16 protein-coding genes and 1 pseudogene are annotated in these 16816 nt (G+C 39.3%); 7 read left to right on the forward strand and 10 right to left on the reverse strand.

The window, feature by feature from the left end; translation table 11 throughout:
* Positions 1 to 44: 44 nt before the first annotated feature.
* The 4 genes from rplI to rpsF all read right to left on the reverse strand — a co-directional run bounded on the left by rplI (position 45) and on the right by rpsF (position 2477).
* Positions 45 to 665 (reverse strand): 50S ribosomal protein L9, encoded by a 621-nt coding sequence (gene rplI, locus ABD915_RS00755; RefSeq protein ID WP_345113743.1) that lies wholly within the window; start codon positions 663 to 665, stop codon positions 45 to 47.
* Positions 666 to 689: 24 nt separating this feature from the next.
* Positions 690 to 1670, reverse strand: coding sequence for a hypothetical protein (locus tag ABD915_RS00760; RefSeq protein ID WP_345113745.1), 981 nt, complete (start codon positions 1668 to 1670; stop codon positions 690 to 692).
* Between the two features lie 151 nt (positions 1671 to 1821).
* Complete coding sequence (rpsR, locus tag ABD915_RS00765) at positions 1822 to 2070, reverse strand: 30S ribosomal protein S18 (RefSeq protein WP_345113748.1); 249 nt, start codon at positions 2068 to 2070, stop codon at positions 1822 to 1824.
* The gene (gene rpsF, locus ABD915_RS00770; protein ID WP_345113750.1) at positions 2070 to 2477 is read right to left on the reverse strand and encodes a 30S ribosomal protein S6; all 408 of its coding nucleotides are present in this window, start codon (positions 2475 to 2477) and stop codon (positions 2070 to 2072) included. Before rpsF ends, rpsR begins: the two co-directional genes overlap by 1 nt.
* 344 nt (positions 2478 to 2821) lie before the next feature.
* On the opposite strand from rpsF, the gene ABD915_RS00775 reads away from it, so the two are divergent.
* The 7 genes and pseudogenes from ABD915_RS00775 (at position 2822) to gmk (ending at position 9002) form a co-directional block, all read left to right on the forward strand.
* A complete protein-coding gene (locus tag ABD915_RS00775; RefSeq protein ID WP_345113753.1) occupies positions 2822 to 3409 on the forward strand; it encodes an undecaprenyl-diphosphatase in 588 nt (195 codons plus the stop codon).
* Positions 3410 to 3485: 76 nt separating this feature from the next.
* A complete protein-coding gene (fabD, locus tag ABD915_RS00780; RefSeq protein ID WP_345113756.1) occupies positions 3486 to 4430 on the forward strand; it encodes an ACP S-malonyltransferase in 945 nt (314 codons plus the stop codon).
* A gap of 20 nt (positions 4431 to 4450) precedes the next feature.
* Positions 4451 to 5188 (forward strand): 3-oxoacyl-[acyl-carrier-protein] reductase, encoded by a 738-nt coding sequence (fabG, locus tag ABD915_RS00785; protein ID WP_345113759.1) that lies wholly within the window; start codon positions 4451 to 4453, stop codon positions 5186 to 5188.
* A 265-nt stretch (positions 5189 to 5453) separates the two neighbouring features.
* Entirely contained in the window at positions 5454 to 5690 is a 237-nt protein-coding gene (locus ABD915_RS00790) for an acyl carrier protein (RefSeq protein WP_004860281.1), read from the forward strand.
* A 100-nt stretch (positions 5691 to 5790) separates the two neighbouring features.
* Positions 5791 to 7053 (forward strand): beta-ketoacyl-ACP synthase II, encoded by a 1263-nt coding sequence (fabF, locus tag ABD915_RS00795; protein WP_345113762.1) that lies wholly within the window; start codon positions 5791 to 5793, stop codon positions 7051 to 7053.
* A 105-nt stretch (positions 7054 to 7158) separates the two neighbouring features.
* Positions 7159 to 8266 (forward strand): annotated as a pseudogene (mltG, locus tag ABD915_RS00800) (endolytic transglycosylase MltG).
* 70 nt (positions 8267 to 8336) lie between these two features.
* A complete protein-coding gene (gene gmk, locus ABD915_RS00805) occupies positions 8337 to 9002 on the forward strand; it encodes a guanylate kinase (protein ID WP_345113765.1) in 666 nt (221 codons plus the stop codon).
* A 48-nt stretch (positions 9003 to 9050) separates the two neighbouring features.
* On the opposite strand, the gene rsmA is transcribed toward gmk, so the two are convergent.
* From rsmA to lptF, 6 genes are all read right to left on the reverse strand, one after another.
* The gene (gene rsmA / locus ABD915_RS00810) at positions 9051 to 9881 is read right to left on the reverse strand and encodes a 16S rRNA (adenine(1518)-N(6)/adenine(1519)-N(6))-dimethyltransferase RsmA (protein WP_345113767.1); all 831 of its coding nucleotides are present in this window, start codon (positions 9879 to 9881) and stop codon (positions 9051 to 9053) included.
* The gene (gene pdxA, locus ABD915_RS00815) at positions 9872 to 10885 is read right to left on the reverse strand and encodes a 4-hydroxythreonine-4-phosphate dehydrogenase PdxA (protein ID WP_345113769.1); all 1014 of its coding nucleotides are present in this window, start codon (positions 10883 to 10885) and stop codon (positions 9872 to 9874) included. The genes rsmA and pdxA overlap by 10 nt, the downstream gene beginning before the upstream one ends.
* Positions 10885 to 11841 carry a SurA N-terminal domain-containing protein gene (locus ABD915_RS00820; RefSeq protein ID WP_345113771.1) on the reverse strand — a complete coding sequence of 319 codons (957 nt, stop codon included), beginning with the start codon at positions 11839 to 11841 and terminating at the stop codon, positions 10885 to 10887. The genes pdxA and ABD915_RS00820 overlap by 1 nt, the downstream gene beginning before the upstream one ends.
* Before the next feature lie 101 nt (positions 11842 to 11942).
* Positions 11943 to 14297, reverse strand: coding sequence for an LPS-assembly protein LptD (locus tag ABD915_RS00825; RefSeq protein WP_345113774.1), 2355 nt, complete (start codon positions 14295 to 14297; stop codon positions 11943 to 11945).
* Positions 14298 to 15395, reverse strand: a complete 1098-nt coding sequence (gene lptG, locus ABD915_RS00830) for an LPS export ABC transporter permease LptG (RefSeq protein ID WP_345113777.1) — start codon at positions 15393 to 15395, stop codon at positions 14298 to 14300.
* The gene (gene lptF, locus ABD915_RS00835; protein ID WP_345113780.1) at positions 15392 to 16582 is read right to left on the reverse strand and encodes an LPS export ABC transporter permease LptF; all 1191 of its coding nucleotides are present in this window, start codon (positions 16580 to 16582) and stop codon (positions 15392 to 15394) included. The genes lptG and lptF overlap by 4 nt, the downstream gene beginning before the upstream one ends.
* Positions 16583 to 16816 lie beyond the last annotated feature (234 nt).

Genomic DNA, 16816 nt, shown 5'->3' on the forward strand with positions numbered 1-16816 from the left:
AACGGCAAACAATAAAAATACACGATAGAGAGAAAAAATGATAACTAAGCCTCTTCGTTGAAGCTGTTTGCATCATTACCATCCATTTCTTCTGCTAATGATTCTTCCTTACCTTCTGTGAGAGAGTCTTCTTGAGTTTCTGCAAATGGCTCTTTCTGTACATCGTATATTGCTGCAGCAGAAGTAAGTGTTTCACCTTCTGCTTGGCGTTGTGCTTCACTGGTTGAACGCGCTACATTAATGATTACAGCGATTTGCACTTCAGGGTGGAGGGTAAGAGTGATGGTATGGAGGCCGATCGTTTTTATTGGATGATTAAGTTCAACCTGATTGCGTCCAATAGAAAAGCCTTCGTTTGTTATGATTTCAGAAATATCACGTGTTGACACAGATCCGTAAAGCTGCCCTGTTTCACCAGCCGAACGGACGGCAATAAAGGATTGACCATCAAGTTTTTCAGCAACTTTTTGTGCTTCACTTTTTCGTTCAAGGTTACGAGCTTCAAGCTGCGCCCGCTGTATTTCAAAATGTTTTTTGTTAGCTTCATTAGCACGCAAAGCTTTGCCTTGAGGCAAGAGAAAATTACGTGCATAACCGTCTTTGACTGAAACAATATCACCCATCTGACCAAGACGCGGAATGCGCTCAAGTAGAATAATATCCATAGTTTTTCCTTTCGAACAAATAAATTAGTGAAGTTTTTTGCGTGATTGAAAGTTGTATTGAATAGCTGCCCAAATACCCATGAGAAGCATCATGAAAGAAAGAGGTGGAGCAAAAACGACAGTTAAAATAGCAATATAAACAAGGGAGAGTATAATAATTCGACCATTTATTCCTTTGGTAATATTGTGGAGATATGCTAAGCCACTGATTGATATGATGACAGTATATGCAGAGCTAAAGACACGCACGATCAAATTAAGAGTAAAACCCAACTCAATCAGCGATGCTATGCAAACAACAATAAAAATAACAATTCCAGAAATCGGAATACGGAGAGTTTGGCTCCAATCATCATGGGGCCTTTTTAGCCATTTCACATGTTGTGCTGTTATTATTGAAAAATAGAGATTACCAATAAGAAAAATCAGACTGTAAACGGCCAAAGCAATAGCTGTCAAAGTTGCTGCATGCGTTATTAAAAGTTCGCTAAACCTAAGTATATCGGTTTCCTTTAGTGATTGTGATTGTTGCAGAACTTGTGCTATGTCCGCAGTAACTTTTTTCGCAATGAAAGGCGTTGATGGACGAGTTTCGATATAGAGTCCGACGAAGCTTGATATAAGAGCAATGAAGTTGGTTAAATGAAAAACAACCAATGACAATGGATACCATACGAGCGAATTTCCCTCTTGCGTTGGTCGTGCAAGTCCAAGAAGCCAAGAAGCATAGACAGCAGGAAGGAAAAACAATAACATAAAGCCAACACCAATGTAAACATTAGTAATTACAACAAGAACGACAGTAGCGCTTATTAAGGCACAGATGCTGGCTAATGTTCCTCGACCGAAAGCAACAATGAAAACTGGGAGTGAAAGAAAGCAACCAAGAAGGAGAGAAAAATAGGGTGCAACATTTGCGATACTGATGATTGCCATTCCTATTACGACAGCAAACAATCCAGCTAAAACACCTGTCATTATCTCATAAGTACGAAAATTTTTCATTTGCCGCTGTCCTGCTTTTTGCAGTTAGGAGCACTGCAATGCCCCAACTTTAGTATTTTAATATCTTCATATAATTCGCAATTAGGTGTTTCACTGAATCATACAAGAAAAGCGGCTGGGAAGATACCCAGCTGCAGAGTGCATTTGCATATTATTTTATAACGTATGGAAGCAAGCCGAGAAAACGGGCACGTTTGATGGCATTCGCCAATTCACGCTGTTTTTTCTGACTAACAGCCGTAATCCGTGAAGGAACGATTTTCCCACGCTCTGAAATATAACGTTGTAATAACTTGATGTCTTTATAATCAATCTTTGGAGCATTTTCACCCGAAAACGGACATGTTTTGCGGCGGCGATGAAAGGGGCGACGTGTTGCAGTCTGATTGAGTTCAGTCATCATTCTACTCCTTCTATGACATCTTCACGTTGACGACGTGTAGAGCGAGGACGCTCTTCATCTTGGCCAATGCGACTGTTTCGGTCAAGGCGCGAGAGCATAGCAGATTTTTCTTTTTCGTGTTTTTCTACACGAATGGTCATGTAACGCAAAATATCTTCATTGATACGCATTTGACGCTCAACTTCGGCAATTGCTGCGGCTGGTGCATCAATATTAACCAGTATATAGTAAGCCTTACGGTTTTTGCGAATACGATAAGCGAGGGGACGAAGACCCCAGTTTTCTACACGCCCAACTTTTCCACCGTGCGCTTCAATGACACCTTTGTAGACACTCAAAAGCTCATCAATTTGCTGCGGTGCAATATCTTGTCGGGCAAGAAACATATGTTCATAAAGAGCCATTGTTTTGCCTTTCTTCAATTAAACTTCACCGGTTTTAGCGCAAAGCCTCTGCGACTTGTCTTTTTTGGAGACCCAAAGAAGAAAGGACGCGTTTATAATTCGAGACATTCGAGAGCGGAGATACGGGAGGTCGGAAATATCGCACTTCCTACTGGTTATTTTCCAGCCCTCCGTTCAACCTCCAGCCAAAGTGCCGGTAACGAACGTTTGACATTTACAGCTTATCTTTAAAAATAGCAAGTTTATGCGCGTAAAAAATATGATTTTTGAGTCTTATATTTTATACATTTTACTCTTTTACAAAGAGACGATACTGTAAAGCTATAAGAAGGAAGGAGAGAAGAATGGATTTTTTAAACCAGATTGATGTTGCACTTTTTGAAATGTTTGCTGGGAATCATCAATCATGGTCAATTTTAGTTTTGTTTAGTATTTTTTGTGCAAAGTTTTTGATTTACATTATTCCACTACATCTTTTGGTGCTGTGGTTTTGCGGTAAGAATATGGAACGACGCGTCGTATTGAGTATTTGCGTGAGCATTTGTACGGCTCTTTTTGTAGGTTATCTTATTTCTCTTATTTATTTTCATCCACGTCCGTTTGTTGCGGGTTTGACGACACCGCTCATTAAGCATCGTGCCACAGCTTCTTTTCCTAGTAATCATGCTTTGACTATTGCATCTTATATGACGAGTCTTTATCTTTACCGATACAAAATTGCGTCTAAGTTTGCAGTGGTGTTTTTATGCTTGATTTGTTGGGCGCGCGTTTTTGTTGGTGTACATTATCCCTTTGATGTTTTAGCTGGTACATTTCTAGGAAGTTTCGTCAGTTGGGGTGTTATTCGGTTTGTGTCCCCATATTTTCCTAAGTTTTTATACCAAATACCGCCACTAAAATACAACTTTAAGAGAAATATTCGTTTTAAATAAGGTACTTTGTCTTGATTTGTACTTATGAATAAGATCAAAAGAAGAAAATTAATGGCACAATTTTAGGAGTCGATTGATGGTGGCAGCTTTTACTTTTCCAGGGCAGGGGAGCCAGCTTGTTGGTATGGGCAAAATACTTGCAGAGCAATTTGTTGCAGCGCGGATGGTTTTTGAAGAAGTGGATGATGCTTTAGGTGAGAAATTATCAGAGATCATTTTTGAAGGGCCAGCAGATGTTTTGACGTTAACAGAAAATGCACAGCCAGCATTAATGGCTGTATCCATGGCAATTATTCGTGTGATGGAACAATTGGGCCTTAATATAGAATCACAAGTAAAATTTGTTGCAGGCCATTCTTTAGGAGAATATTCAGCTCTTTGTGCTGCTGGTACATTTAGTCTTACTGATACGGCAAGGCTCTTGCGGGTTCGTGGCAATGCCATGCAGGCAGCAGTTGCTGTTGGTGAAGGTTCGATGGCAGCACTGATTGGTTTGGATGAGAAAGATGTAGAAGAAATCTGCGAATCTGTTTCTAGAGAAGGATTATGTGAGATTGCTAATGATAATGGTGGCGGGCAAATTGTTATTTCGGGTGAAGCAAAAGCGGTTGAGGTAGCAGTAGAGATTGCATCAAAAAAAGGTGCTAAACGTGCACTTCTTCTTCCGGTTTCTGCGCCTTTTCATTCGACCTTAATGCAACCTGCTGCTGATGTCATGAAGAATGCACTTTTGACTGTTAATAAAGTGGCTCCTATTGTTCCTCTTGTTGCTAATGTTTCTGTTGCACCAGAGAGTAATCCAGAGCGTATTGCTATGCTTCTTGTCCAACAAGTGACGGGAAGAGTGCGGTGGCGTGAAACAATAGAGTGGATTGGTGCTAATGGAGTTGATACGCTTTTTGAAGTTGGATCTGGAAAAGTATTAACAGGTTTAGCGCGTCGTATTAACAAGGATATAAAGGGATTAACAATTGGGACAGCTGAGGAAATAGAAGCAGCACTACGAGTGCTGGGCGTTTAACCTATCAAGGAGTCTGAAAAATGTTTACATTAACGGGTCGTAAAGCTCTTGTGACGGGAGCATCGGGAGGAATTGGTGAGGCAATAGCGCGTTGTTTTCATGCGCAAGGAGCAATTATTGGGCTTCATGGAACCCGTGAAGATAAGCTTAAAGAAATAGCTGCGGATTTGGGACAAGATGTTTTTGTATTTCCAGCTAATCTTTCTGAGCGTGAATCAATTAAGCAATTAGCTGAAGCAGCGGAAAGAGAAATGGGGGGTGTCGATATTTTGGTTAACAATGCTGGCATCACCCGAGATGGTCTTTTTGTGCGTATGCAAGATCAAGACTGGGATGATGTCTTGGCGGTTAATCTAACGGCTGCTTCTACTTTGACACGTGAATTGATACACTTTATGATGCGGCGTCGCTATGGAAGGATTATTAACATAACCTCTATTGTTGGTGTTGTCGGAAATCCTGGACAAACGAATTATTGTGCTGCAAAGGCTGGTTTGATAGGCTTTTCTAAGGCATTGGCGCAAGAAATTGCCTCACGAAATATCACTGTTAATTGTATTGCGCCAGGATTCATTAAATCTGCGATGACCGACAAACTTAACGAAAAACAAAAAGAAACCATTATGGCTGCGATTCCAATGAAGCGTATGGGGAGTGGGGAAGAGATAGCTTTTGCTGCTGTTTATTTAGCGAGCAATGAAGCAGCATATGTAACGGGTCAAACACTACATATAAATGGCGGGATGGCAATGATATGAGTATTTATTTTATTCCAGATTGATTTATAAGTCGTATTATTTTAGATAGTAACGAATGAAATGGAAAGATGCATTCATTTCTTTAAATATCGTAGGTTGATCAATTTATGTCGGAATGTCAGATTGGTTCATTTTGTAGGGGATATCCACAGGGTGTTTTAAATAGCTGCTAAAATTTTTAGAGTAATGCATCTATTGCTTGATTAGATGACCCGATATAGCTAACCAAATTATAGGAAAATAATATAAATTCGAGGATTTCAACATGAGTGATACAGTAGAGCGCGTTAAGAAAATTATCGTGGAGCATCTTGGAGTTAATGCAGATAAGGTAGTGGAAAATGCAAGCTTTATCGATGATCTGGGAGCAGATAGCCTTGATACGGTTGAGCTCGTTATGGCTTTTGAAGAGGAATTTGGTGTAGAAATCCCAGATGAGGCTGCTGAAACGATTTTTACAGTTGGTGATGCAGTAAAGTTTATCGATAAAGCTTCTGCGTGATTACTGAAAGGCAAAGGCGTGGAATGCTTTTGCCTATTATTCGAGGGCTGTTCTGAAAAGTGAGCTTTGAGAGGTGAATCTTAATTCAAGGTTAGAAGTTATGAGACGTGTTGTTGTTACTGGTTTAGGATTGGTATCTCCATTAGCTGGTGATGTCGAATATAGTTGGAAACGACTTCTGGAAGGGAGAAGTGGTGTTCGGCGCATTACTGAATTTGATGTATCCGATTTACCATGCCAGATTGCAGCCCGTATCCCTTTGGGAGATGGAACAGATGGCACGTATAATGCCGATTTGTATATGGAACCCAAGGAACAGCGTAAAGTTGATGCGTTTATTGTTTATGCGATGGCTGCTGCTGACCAAGCGCTTACAGATGCTGAATGGTTTCCCAAGAGTGATGAAGATCAGATTTGTACAGGTGTATTGATTGGTTCGGGTATTGGTGGTATTGAAGGCATAGTTGAGGCAGGTTATACGCTTCGTGATAAAGGTCCACGACGTGTTTCTCCTTTTTTTATTCCAGGACGTTTGATTAATCTTGCCTCTGGCTATGTATCTATTAAATATGGTTTGCGCGGTCCTAATCATTCGGTTGTAACAGCTTGTTCGACGGGGGCACATGCCATTGGTGATGCAGCGCGTTTAATTGCATTTGGTGATGCCGATGTTATGGTGGCAGGGGGCACTGAATCTCCGATAAATCGAATATCTCTTGCCGGTTTTGCTGCTTGTAGAGCTCTTTCTACTTGTCGTAATGATGATCCTGAACGAGCATCACGTCCTTATGACGCTGATCGTGATGGTTTTGTGATGGGTGAGGGAGCTGCAATTGTCGTTTTAGAAGAGTTTGAACACGCAAAAAAACGAGGTGCTCGTATTTATGCTGAGATTATTGGTTACGGTTTATCCGGTGATGCTTACCATATTACAGCGCCTTCCGAGAGCGGTGAAGGGGCGCAGCGTAGTATGATGGCTGCTCTTAAGCGTGCACAAGTGAATGTGAGCGAACTTGATTACATTAATGCCCATGGCACATCAACGATGGCTGATGTTATAGAGTTGGCGGCTGTTGAGCGTGTTTTAGGCCATTATGCATCACAAGTCTCTATGTCATCAACGAAGTCATCGGTGGGACATTTACTTGGTGCGGCAGGGGCGGCTGAGGCTATTTTTTGTATTTTAGCTATAAGAGATAATATAGCTCCAGCGACACTCAATCTTGATAATCCATCGATTGATACCAAAATTGACCTTATCCCACACAAACCGCGCGAACGAAAAATTGATACGGTTCTTTCTAATTCTTTTGGGTTTGGTGGAACGAATGCATCTTTGGTAATTCGGCGTTGTGGCGAATAATAGGTATTTTGATTGGTTTTTTCTGTTTCCGAGTTTCTACTTTATTATAAAGTTTAAGTGAGAGATTATAATTGTAGTACCTAAAAATTATTGAGGTTGATAATTATGTCCGATGTGAAAAATGGAAGACCACTGAAGGACATAAAATATTTTCTCTTCGAATCATTTAGCAGATAGTAATATTATGTCAGAACGTAAGAAACGAAAGTCATATATTGTACGTAATCCGTTGGTTATTCTCGGTCATTTTTTTCTAATGCTGATCGTGGTTATTGTTTTGGCCATAAGTATCCCTCTTTATATTGGAAAAAGCATTTTTGAAGGGAAGGGGATGTCTCAGGAAGAACAGGTTATCCTAATCTCTTCTGGAACAGGGATTCGTGAAATCGCTTTACTGCTTGAGAAACATGGTCTCATTCGATCATCGGATATTTTTGTTTATGGTGTTGCTTACCATCAAAAAACCACGCATCTTAAAGCTGGGGAATATTTAATTCCAGCACATGCTTCGATGCAAGATATTATGGATATCCTTGTAAAAGGTAAATCTATTGAACATACGTTTACAGTGCCTGAAGGTTTGACGGTTCAACAAGTTTTTGATCGATTAGCTGCTAATGAAATTTTAATTGGTGCTCTTCCGGAAGTTTTGCCTCCAGAGGGCAGTTTGATGACTGATACTGTTCGTTTTGTTCGGGGGACAACGCGCAAAGAAATTATAAATAGGCTGCGTGAAGGACAGACAAAATTAGTTAATGCAATATGGGCTACGCGTTCACCTGATTTACCAATCAAATCTATTGACGAATTTGTTATATTGGCTTCGATTGTTGAGAAAGAAACAGGAATTGCAGCAGAGAGACCGAAAGTTGCTGCGGTTTTTTATAACCGTCTTGCAAAACATATGCGTCTTCAGTCTGATCCAACAGTTATTTATGGTCTCTTTGGTGGAAAAGGAAAGCCTTCCGGTCGTGCGATTTACCGTTCAGATCTTGAGAAGGAAACACCATATAATACCTATAAAATTAACGGTTTGCCGCCAACAGCTATTGCGAATCCAGGCAGAGATTCTTTGAAAGCGGTGGCGCATTCACCCATTAGTGATGTGCTCTATTTTGTAGCAGATGGTTCTGGAGGGCATGTTTTTTCTAGAACTTTGGATGAACATAATATCAATGTTCGTAAGTGGCGTGCATTAAAGAAGACTCATTAAATTTTTTAGAATGTAGAAGACATATCATTAAAGTTTTTAAGCAAAATTTAAGAAAAAGTAGGGCGGTGTGATGACATTCTTTAAGAGTGAATTGAGTGCAAAAAAAACAGATCAGCGTCGCGGTTTTTTATTTATTCTCTCTTCACCTTCAGGAGCAGGTAAATCAACCCTTTCTCGATTACTTCTGAAAGATGGACAATTAGAGCTTTCCATAAGTATGACGACACGGCAAAGACGTCCCAGTGAGGTGGATGGTCTTCATTATCATTTTATTTCAAAGCAAGAATTTGAACGCAAACGTGATGATAATGAATTTATTGAATGGGCAGAAGTTCATGGAAATTATTACGGAACGTTACGTGAAACCGTTGAAGACGCACTGAATTCTGGCCGAGATATGTTATTTGATATTGATTATCAAGGTACTAAACAGCTTCAAAAAAAAATGCCAGAGGATACTGTATCTGTTTTTATTCTTCCACCATCAATGAAAGAACTCATTTCGCGTTTACATCGTCGAGCAGAAGATAGCCAAGATATCATCAATTTGCGATTGAAGAATGCACGAATGGAAATGCAGCATTGGCGTTCATATGATTATGTTATCATTAATGAGGATTTAAATCAGTCAGTGTCGTTTATTAAATCGATTTATTTAGCCGAAACAATAAAACGCGAGCGGTGCTCCTTTCTTGAATCTTTTATTGATGGGCTTATTGCTGAAAAGATTGATTAATGTCTTTATTGTTTTTAAAATGGGTAGTGAGCAAAAAGTTGCGTTTTTTTAGATCATCAAATTAGCTAAAGTCACAAATTCGGAAATAGAGAGCGTTTCAGCACGGCGTGTTCCATCAATTCCAGCTTTTTCTAAAAGCTTTTCACCTCCAATGGTTTTGAGATTTTGACGAAGCATTTTTCGTCTTTGTCCAAAAGCAGTTTTTGTTACAAAGCTTAATTTTTGTGCACAGCAGGCAAGAGGTTGTGTTCGTGGAATGATATGGACAACGGAAGAAGTTATTTTGGGTTCTGGTATGAAAGCTTGAGGAGGTACATCAAAAGCAATTTTGGCAGTGGTACGCCAGCCGGTTAAGACACTAAGACGTCCATAGTGTGCAGATTGAGGTCTGGCGGTAATACGTTTGGCAACTTCCCGTTGAAACATCAATGTCATTGATTGATAAAAAGGAGGCCATGGTTCAGCCAAAAGCCAATTTAATAAGAGTTGTGTTCCAATGTTATAGGGAAGGTTTGCAATAATGCGTGGTTTTTCTAAGGTTTCTTCAAAGAGTTTTGAGAAATCTTGCTTCAATGCATCATGACAAATAAGTTTTAGTTTTTGCGGATAGTGTTTTTCTATCTCTAAGAGAGCTGGTATACAACGTTCATCGCGCTCTATTGCCGTTACAATGGCACCTTTTGCAAGCAAGGCGCGTGTGAGACCCCCAGGACCTGGACCAACTTCAATAACAGGTTTTCCTTCTATGTTTCCTGCTTGATGAGCAATTTTATAGGTTAAATTAAGATCAAAAAGGAAATTTTGGCCCAAAGATTTATAAGCTTGCAATCCATATGTATCAATGACCTCACGAAGAGGAGGTAAATTATCTATTGGCATGGTATAAAACTATTTTTGGCAAGTTGATTTGCAAGTTTAAGAGCAGCAATAAAGCTTTCGGGAGAGGCTATTCCTTTATCAGCAATATCAAAAGCAGTTCCGTGATCTGGAGAAGTACGAATAAAAGGGAGTCCTAAAGTAATATTGACAGTGGTGTCAAAGTCCAGTGTCTTAACAGGAATAAGGGCTTGATCATGATACATACAAAGGGCAACATCATATGCTTTTCTTGCACGTTCATGGAACATTGTATCTGCAGGCAGTGGGCCTATAATATTGAGTCCTTTATTTTTAAGATACTCAATAGCGGGTGAGATAATTTCAATATCTTCTTTTCCCATTGCACCTTCTTCTCCTGCATGAGGATTAAGACCAGCAACAACAAGACGGGGTTCAGTTATTTTAAATCGCGTTCTTAAGTCGTTTTCAGTAATGAGCGCCGTTTGAATGATTAAATGACTGGTGAGGCGTGAGGGAACTTCCTTGAAGGGAATATGGACAGTAATCGGTACTGTCTTCAATTGCGGTCCAGATAACATCATAACCGGATGATAGCATTTACCAGATGTCTTATGGGCTAGATGAGCTAAAAATTCTGTGTGACCTGGAAATTCAAATCCAGCATCATAAAGGCTTTTTTTTGCAATAGGGCAAGTGATGAGTGCACATGCACGACCACTTTGAATTAACTGAACTCCGCGTTTAATCGCTTCAATTATCCCAGCAGCATTGTTGTGTGAAGGCCGTCCCAGCTGATCACTTTGTCGTTTTTTTAATGGTATTACAGGAAGAGCGGCTTGGAAGTTTTTTATAGGATTATCTGTTAAAACAGCTTCCACTTCGACATCGATCTGTAAAAAATGAGCGCGCGCACGAATAACATCGGGGTCAGCGAGAAGAACGAAAGGTGGAATTTGGCGTGTAACACGCAAATTCCACGCCTTTAATGCTATTTCAGGACCAATTCCGGCAGGATCACCACCACTAACAACAAGTGCAGCCATTATGAATTTTGAATACGCGCCGCTTTCCGCAACTCTTTTAAATATTTTTCGCTTAAGATTTCAAGTTTTTGCGGGCTTTTTTGCTTATTATCTTGAATTGAAAATATCAATCGAGCCACATAATCATCAGAAACTCTTTTTATTTTGCACACAGCAAGCGCTTCAATCCCATCAGATGTTTCTTGAAACTGGGTCATTTTTCCGACAGGCGTTGCTCGGATAGCCTGTTCCCATGCACTGGGAAGTTGGGGTTCGAGAAATTTTCCCAAGTGGCGGATAGTAACATCTAAAATACCTTTTGCTTGTTTTTGTGCGTTAGCACATCCCCTAAACCGAGCGCGGAAATTATTTGCTTCTCTTTGGCGTCTTTCAAAGATTTCTGAACGGCGATGTGCGGGAATGACAAAAATAATGCGTTGTAGCGTATATTCATTGGTTGAAGGCTTTACACCACCATTTTTTAATATTCTACGCACAGCTTCTTGTTCGCTAATCATACCAGTTTCAGCTTGATAGCGTGCATTAACAAGACGTCCCCATCCTATTTGTCCACGGATGTAATCTTTAAAATGTTGCACAGTGATATCACTTTGAATCAAAATCTGGTTGAGTTGATCAATGGCCATATTATTTTGCGTTGCAAAGTTCTCAAAAGCACTCTCAACCTCATTATCGCTCACTTCAATATTACGGCGTTTTATTTCGCTATTTTTAAGTTCTTCATCGATAAGCTCATTTTTAGCTTGCGCAAAAAGATTTCCTTGTTTCTGTTGCAATTTGAGAAAAGCAACGCGCCTTTGGATATCGTAATTTGTTATAGGAGTGCCATTGACGGTGACAACAATGACAGTCTGCGCGAAGACTGACGGAATTAACAATTCACTTATCAGTAGACTGCTTATGCTCAAAGCAGCAATACAAAATAAAGCACGAGCACGCTTTTTAAATTTATTCATGTAAATAAGCCTTCGCATTGTTTATCAATTCTTATCAGTTACTCAAAATATACGTTTTTTTTCATAAAAACAATGATAAGTTAAATACCTATACATTCTCTTTATAAATCTGCTTTTTTCTTTTTTCCGATATCTGCAATTGTACGCAATGAAAGAGAAAAATTAAAGTTTTGCAAAGGTGTTTTTTTTCCTGGATTTGTTACCTGCTGATAACCGAATGTTAGTCCAAAGCATTCATCTGTATAACTTAAGCTAATTCCCCGCTTTATGAATGTTCTGGATACTAAATCATAACCGGCGTTGCTCTTAACAGACCAATAGTTAGCCAATTTAATACCGGTTTGAAAAGAAATTTCTTGACGCTTTTGTGGATATTCATAAGATGGTTGGCTTGTGATATAGGCATACTGTAGAGCCGCCCAAAAATTTTGCCATTTTTGTGACACTTCAATTTCACTACGGTGGACTTTTCCTGTTTTTTTATCAAAACGTCCACGAGTTTCAAAGGAAAAACCATTTTTATGGTTTGCGCCAAACATTGCAACATAGTCTGAACGTCTTGCTTCGAGGCTAGAATGAGTGCCTACATTAACAAAATCTTTTTCTGCAAAAGAATTTTTCCCAGCAATATGAAAAGATTGTCCAACAAGACCATAAAGAGACCAGTCATTGTTAAAGTTTCCAGAATATCTTAAACCTATATTGGCTCTTGTTCCACCTTCTACACGGTCATAACCAGAGAATTTATCACGTTGAAAGAGAGTGGTTGCGTCAAATACGAAGCTTTGTGCATCTTCATTAGGGATTTGTCCGATAGAGTGTTCATTATTGCGTATAAAAATTTGTGCAGTTGGTTCTATAATATGTGTAGAACTGTCAAATCTAATGAGGAAGGGATACCGCAATTCCAAACCTGCCGTTGCCATGCCACGGAATGCTGAGGAGGGGGCATTTTTTACATGAGCAGCGTAGTTTTCGTGCATATTCATTGTAATGATATCAGCACGCAAAGAAAGAAGGGGAGTTAATATAAGTCCACCGTGTGTGTTGAAGCGTTTTTTCCATTCTAGCTCGTTTGTTAAACGAAAACTATTTCCAGCGACACCTGAAAGTCTAGCAGCGTTAAGCGGATGACCGTTCCTGTCGGTAGAGCTGAAGTCGGTATGACGACGATAAATTGATTGCATATTGCTATGAAAGGTGAGCAGTCCATTATAAACGGATTTATCTGGTGTAAAAGAATAATCGATACGAGGGAGAACCCATGCTTGCCGAGAGTGGCGTTCATAATAGGGATCATCTAGTATCAAATCTTGAACCTTAAAATGGTAAAAACGCATATCAAAGTGATTTTGGCCTACAAGACCATTTAAATAAAGCTGGGAAAGTTGTGTAGGATTGCTATAGTTTTCAAGTTTATAGGCACGACTAAAATGCCGATCGGACTGCGCAAGAATATCCCATCCATAAGTCCAACGTGAATTAATACGGAAATCACCCTTTGTTGCTAGCATATAACGGTTTTTATGCTGCGCATCAATCGTATCGTGATCAAAATTATGTGGTTTCATTTGGTATATATGGGCAAAACGAATATTGTAATTGCCTGTTTTTAAACGTTGACGCCATTCACCTTCAGTTAAAAGCCCTTGTTGGGTATAGACAGTAGAAGAAAGTGTGAAATCGTAATGGGGAGCGAGATTCCAGAAATAAGAATTTTTTATGCCCATGCCGAGATAATCGGTGTAAAAAAAATGGGGTGCGAGGAAGCCGCTAGCGCGTTTCACAGTTGGATCATTAAGTTCAAAGGTTGGGAACTTCAGAATCGGTATACCAAAAACTTCAAAACGATTGTTTTCAAAACGAATTTTTTTGGTGGTGTTATTCCAGATGATTTTTCTTGCTCTAATTTTCCAAAGGACTTCTTTATCTGGTTTATAAGAACAAGGTTCACAGGCTGTGTAGGTGGCATTGTCGAAGACTGTTATCTGGTTATTGCTGCGTGTAGCACTTGTTGCCGCGAAATGAACATTGTTGGCGGTATCAATGCGTAAGGCATTTACAAATCCTTCGCCAAAATCTTTGGTCATATCAATCTGATGAGAATAAATTTTGTTACCATCTTTTTGAGTAATTTCGACGTTTCCTTGTGCTATGATCCGTCCTGTTTTTTGATTATAAGTAACTTTTTGGGCGATCAGTTTATTGCCATCATATTCGATTTGAACCTTGCCTTGTGCAGAAACAGTATTATCATCACGATTGTAGATGAGTTCCTCCGCAGAGAGCATGAGAGGGCGTGCTGCATTTGAGGTACGATTTTGAGTAAGGGAAGTAAGGTTTTGGGCGAATGCATAGCAGGATAGAGATACACCTAGGATAAAGCCAATAACACTTTTTAAAGCGAATGCCCTTAGTTTTGTTAAATTGATTTTCTTACTTGTTAATGGTTTCACCTAGCCATCCTCTTTATGAAGCAAAAAGGAGATTCCTAAAAATAATGCAATAACAACGGGTGTCCAAGCTGCAATAATGGGTGGAATGTATCCGGCATTACCAAAAGCTTGAACGAGTACGGAAATAACATAAAGTGTGAAGCCAGCGATGACGCCACTAAGAATCAAGGTTCCAGATTGTCCAAAGCGCGTAAAGTTTAAAGATACAGTGGCTGCAATGAGTGTCATTGCTATAAGCAGTGCGGGTAATGCAATTAAAGATTGTAAATACATATCAAAATTATTGGCAGAATAGCCAAATGAACGTGCAATCATAATTTTTGTTGGCAATTGATAAAATGGGATAGTCGCGGGATTCGCTAAACGTTCAGTTAAAAATTCTGGCTTTAGATTGGTTTTTATTTGAAGTTCAGAAAATTTTTCAGGAGTGTGTCCTATTTTATAGATCGTTCCATTTGTTAGCAACCAAGCACCATTTGTCAATGTTGCTTTTTTGGCATTAATCCAATTTTTGACGGTTGCATTATCGTTATATTGTACAAAGGTTGCGTTGATAAGAGAAAGTCCTTGATCGGTGATAGATTTCGCACCAATGGTTGTTCTGCCTAAATTTGTACGTTGAGTTAACCATGGGATGCGCGTGTTATTGAGAGATGTTAGCACATTATTACTATTGCTGCGCCACTCAGTCATCATTTTTTCTGCTTGGGAAAATCCCCATGCGGCAAGTGGATTAACGACAAGAATTGAAAATAATCCAAAAAGAAAGGCTCCCAAACAAGCAGGCATGAGAAACTGCCACGCAGAAACACCGATTGAACGCGTCACAACAAGCTCAGATTTTCGATTAAGCGAGATCAACATTGCCATTGCAGAAAAAAGTGCAATAAAAGGGATGAGTTGTTGCATGATAAAAGGGATGCGTAAAACGGAGATGAGAAGTGCATCTTTTGCCGTATAATGGGGAAGATAAGATAGTCGACCAGAGTTTTCTGTAAAGTCGATTAAAAGAGCAAGTATAAAAATACCTCCGAAAAAATAACAGACCATTTTAAGATAATATATAAAAAAATATTGTCCAAGTGTCCGCCCAATCATGATGCGTTATCCGACGGATATTGAGATTTTCGATGTTCAAATTTGTTCATAACTTTTTGAGAAATTATTTGAATAATTTCGTTAAGTTTTGTGGGGATACCGATTTTATGATTCGTTAAGAGCATGAAAAAAGTAAGCATACTCATTCCTATTGGTGTAATATAAAGCAGAGGAACGTATGCAAGATCACTTTTTGCTTTTTCGGCGAAAAAATATCCCATCCAATAAACCAGCAAAGAAAAGGCAATTGCGGAGAAGTTTGCAGAGTTACGTGCTTGTCGATGTGAGCGTGTATCTCCTGCTGCTGCTAATGCAATGAGTGAAAAAACAATTGGATAGAGCCATTCTGTAAGTCTACGGTGAAATTCAGCTTTATATTGAAGTGGTTTGCGCTGATAGTAGGAATCTTTTGGATCGGGATTCAGCAAATAAGAAAGAGTCCTATCTTTTGGATAAAGTGTGGGCATTTTATCATGGGGGATAAATTCACCTAGGCTAAAGGTATATGAGCTGAATTGAACGATTGAAATATTGTCATTTTGATGACTAATCCTTTCTATTTCACCGTTATTGAGGACTAAAAAACTGCCGTTTTTATTGTTCACAATTGATGCTGTTGTTGCATAATAAAAAAGATCAGTCTTAGGATCGCGTTGATCAACGATGAAAAGACGCCCAAGAGTTCCGTTCGGATTCCGTTCGCCAATTTCTATGTAAAGGTTATTGGCGAGTTTTTGGAAGCTACCTTCACTAATGAAAAGATTAAGAAGATCAGACTGGGCACTTGCTAGCATTTGTCGCATATTAAGACGTGCTTGAGGAACAACAAAATTGGCTATAGAAAAGGAAGCACACGATGCAAAAAGAGCAAGAAGAAGAATTGGTTTCCAAACAGTACTTTTGGGAAAACCAGAGGCACTGATGATAGCGAGTTCTGAGTCTTGATTCATTGCCGAAAGGGTGCTGGTAATTGCAATGACTAAGGCAAATGGAATGACAAGGAAAACAACAGAAGGAACTAATGAGAGTGAAAACTGCAAGACGGTTAAGAACGTTTGTCTACTTGTTGTGAGAAAATTTATCCGCCCAAGGATTTGCACTGTCCAACTAATACTTATTGCTGCAATCATGACAGCACTGAACAGAATGAAAACACGCTTCAGGATGTATAACTCAATAATACGCATAGATTGGCTAACATCCTCAATCTTTAATGAGAGAGCAGATACTCTACATTACTTTAAGTTAAAAAACACAACCAAAATTTAAGAACGACCTTTCCATATATTGCATATTGCGCATTGTTGCCAAATAAATAGCATGTATAGGACAGCTCATTAACTTCAACCAATTCTGCCATGCCATTATATGCCATTTTCAACGGTAGTCTACAGAGAAGCTAAAATACCTCTCTTTCTTCA

This window comes from Bartonella jaculi (genome assembly GCF_039543045.1).
GTDB lineage: Bacteria > Pseudomonadota > Alphaproteobacteria > Rhizobiales > Rhizobiaceae > Bartonella > Bartonella jaculi.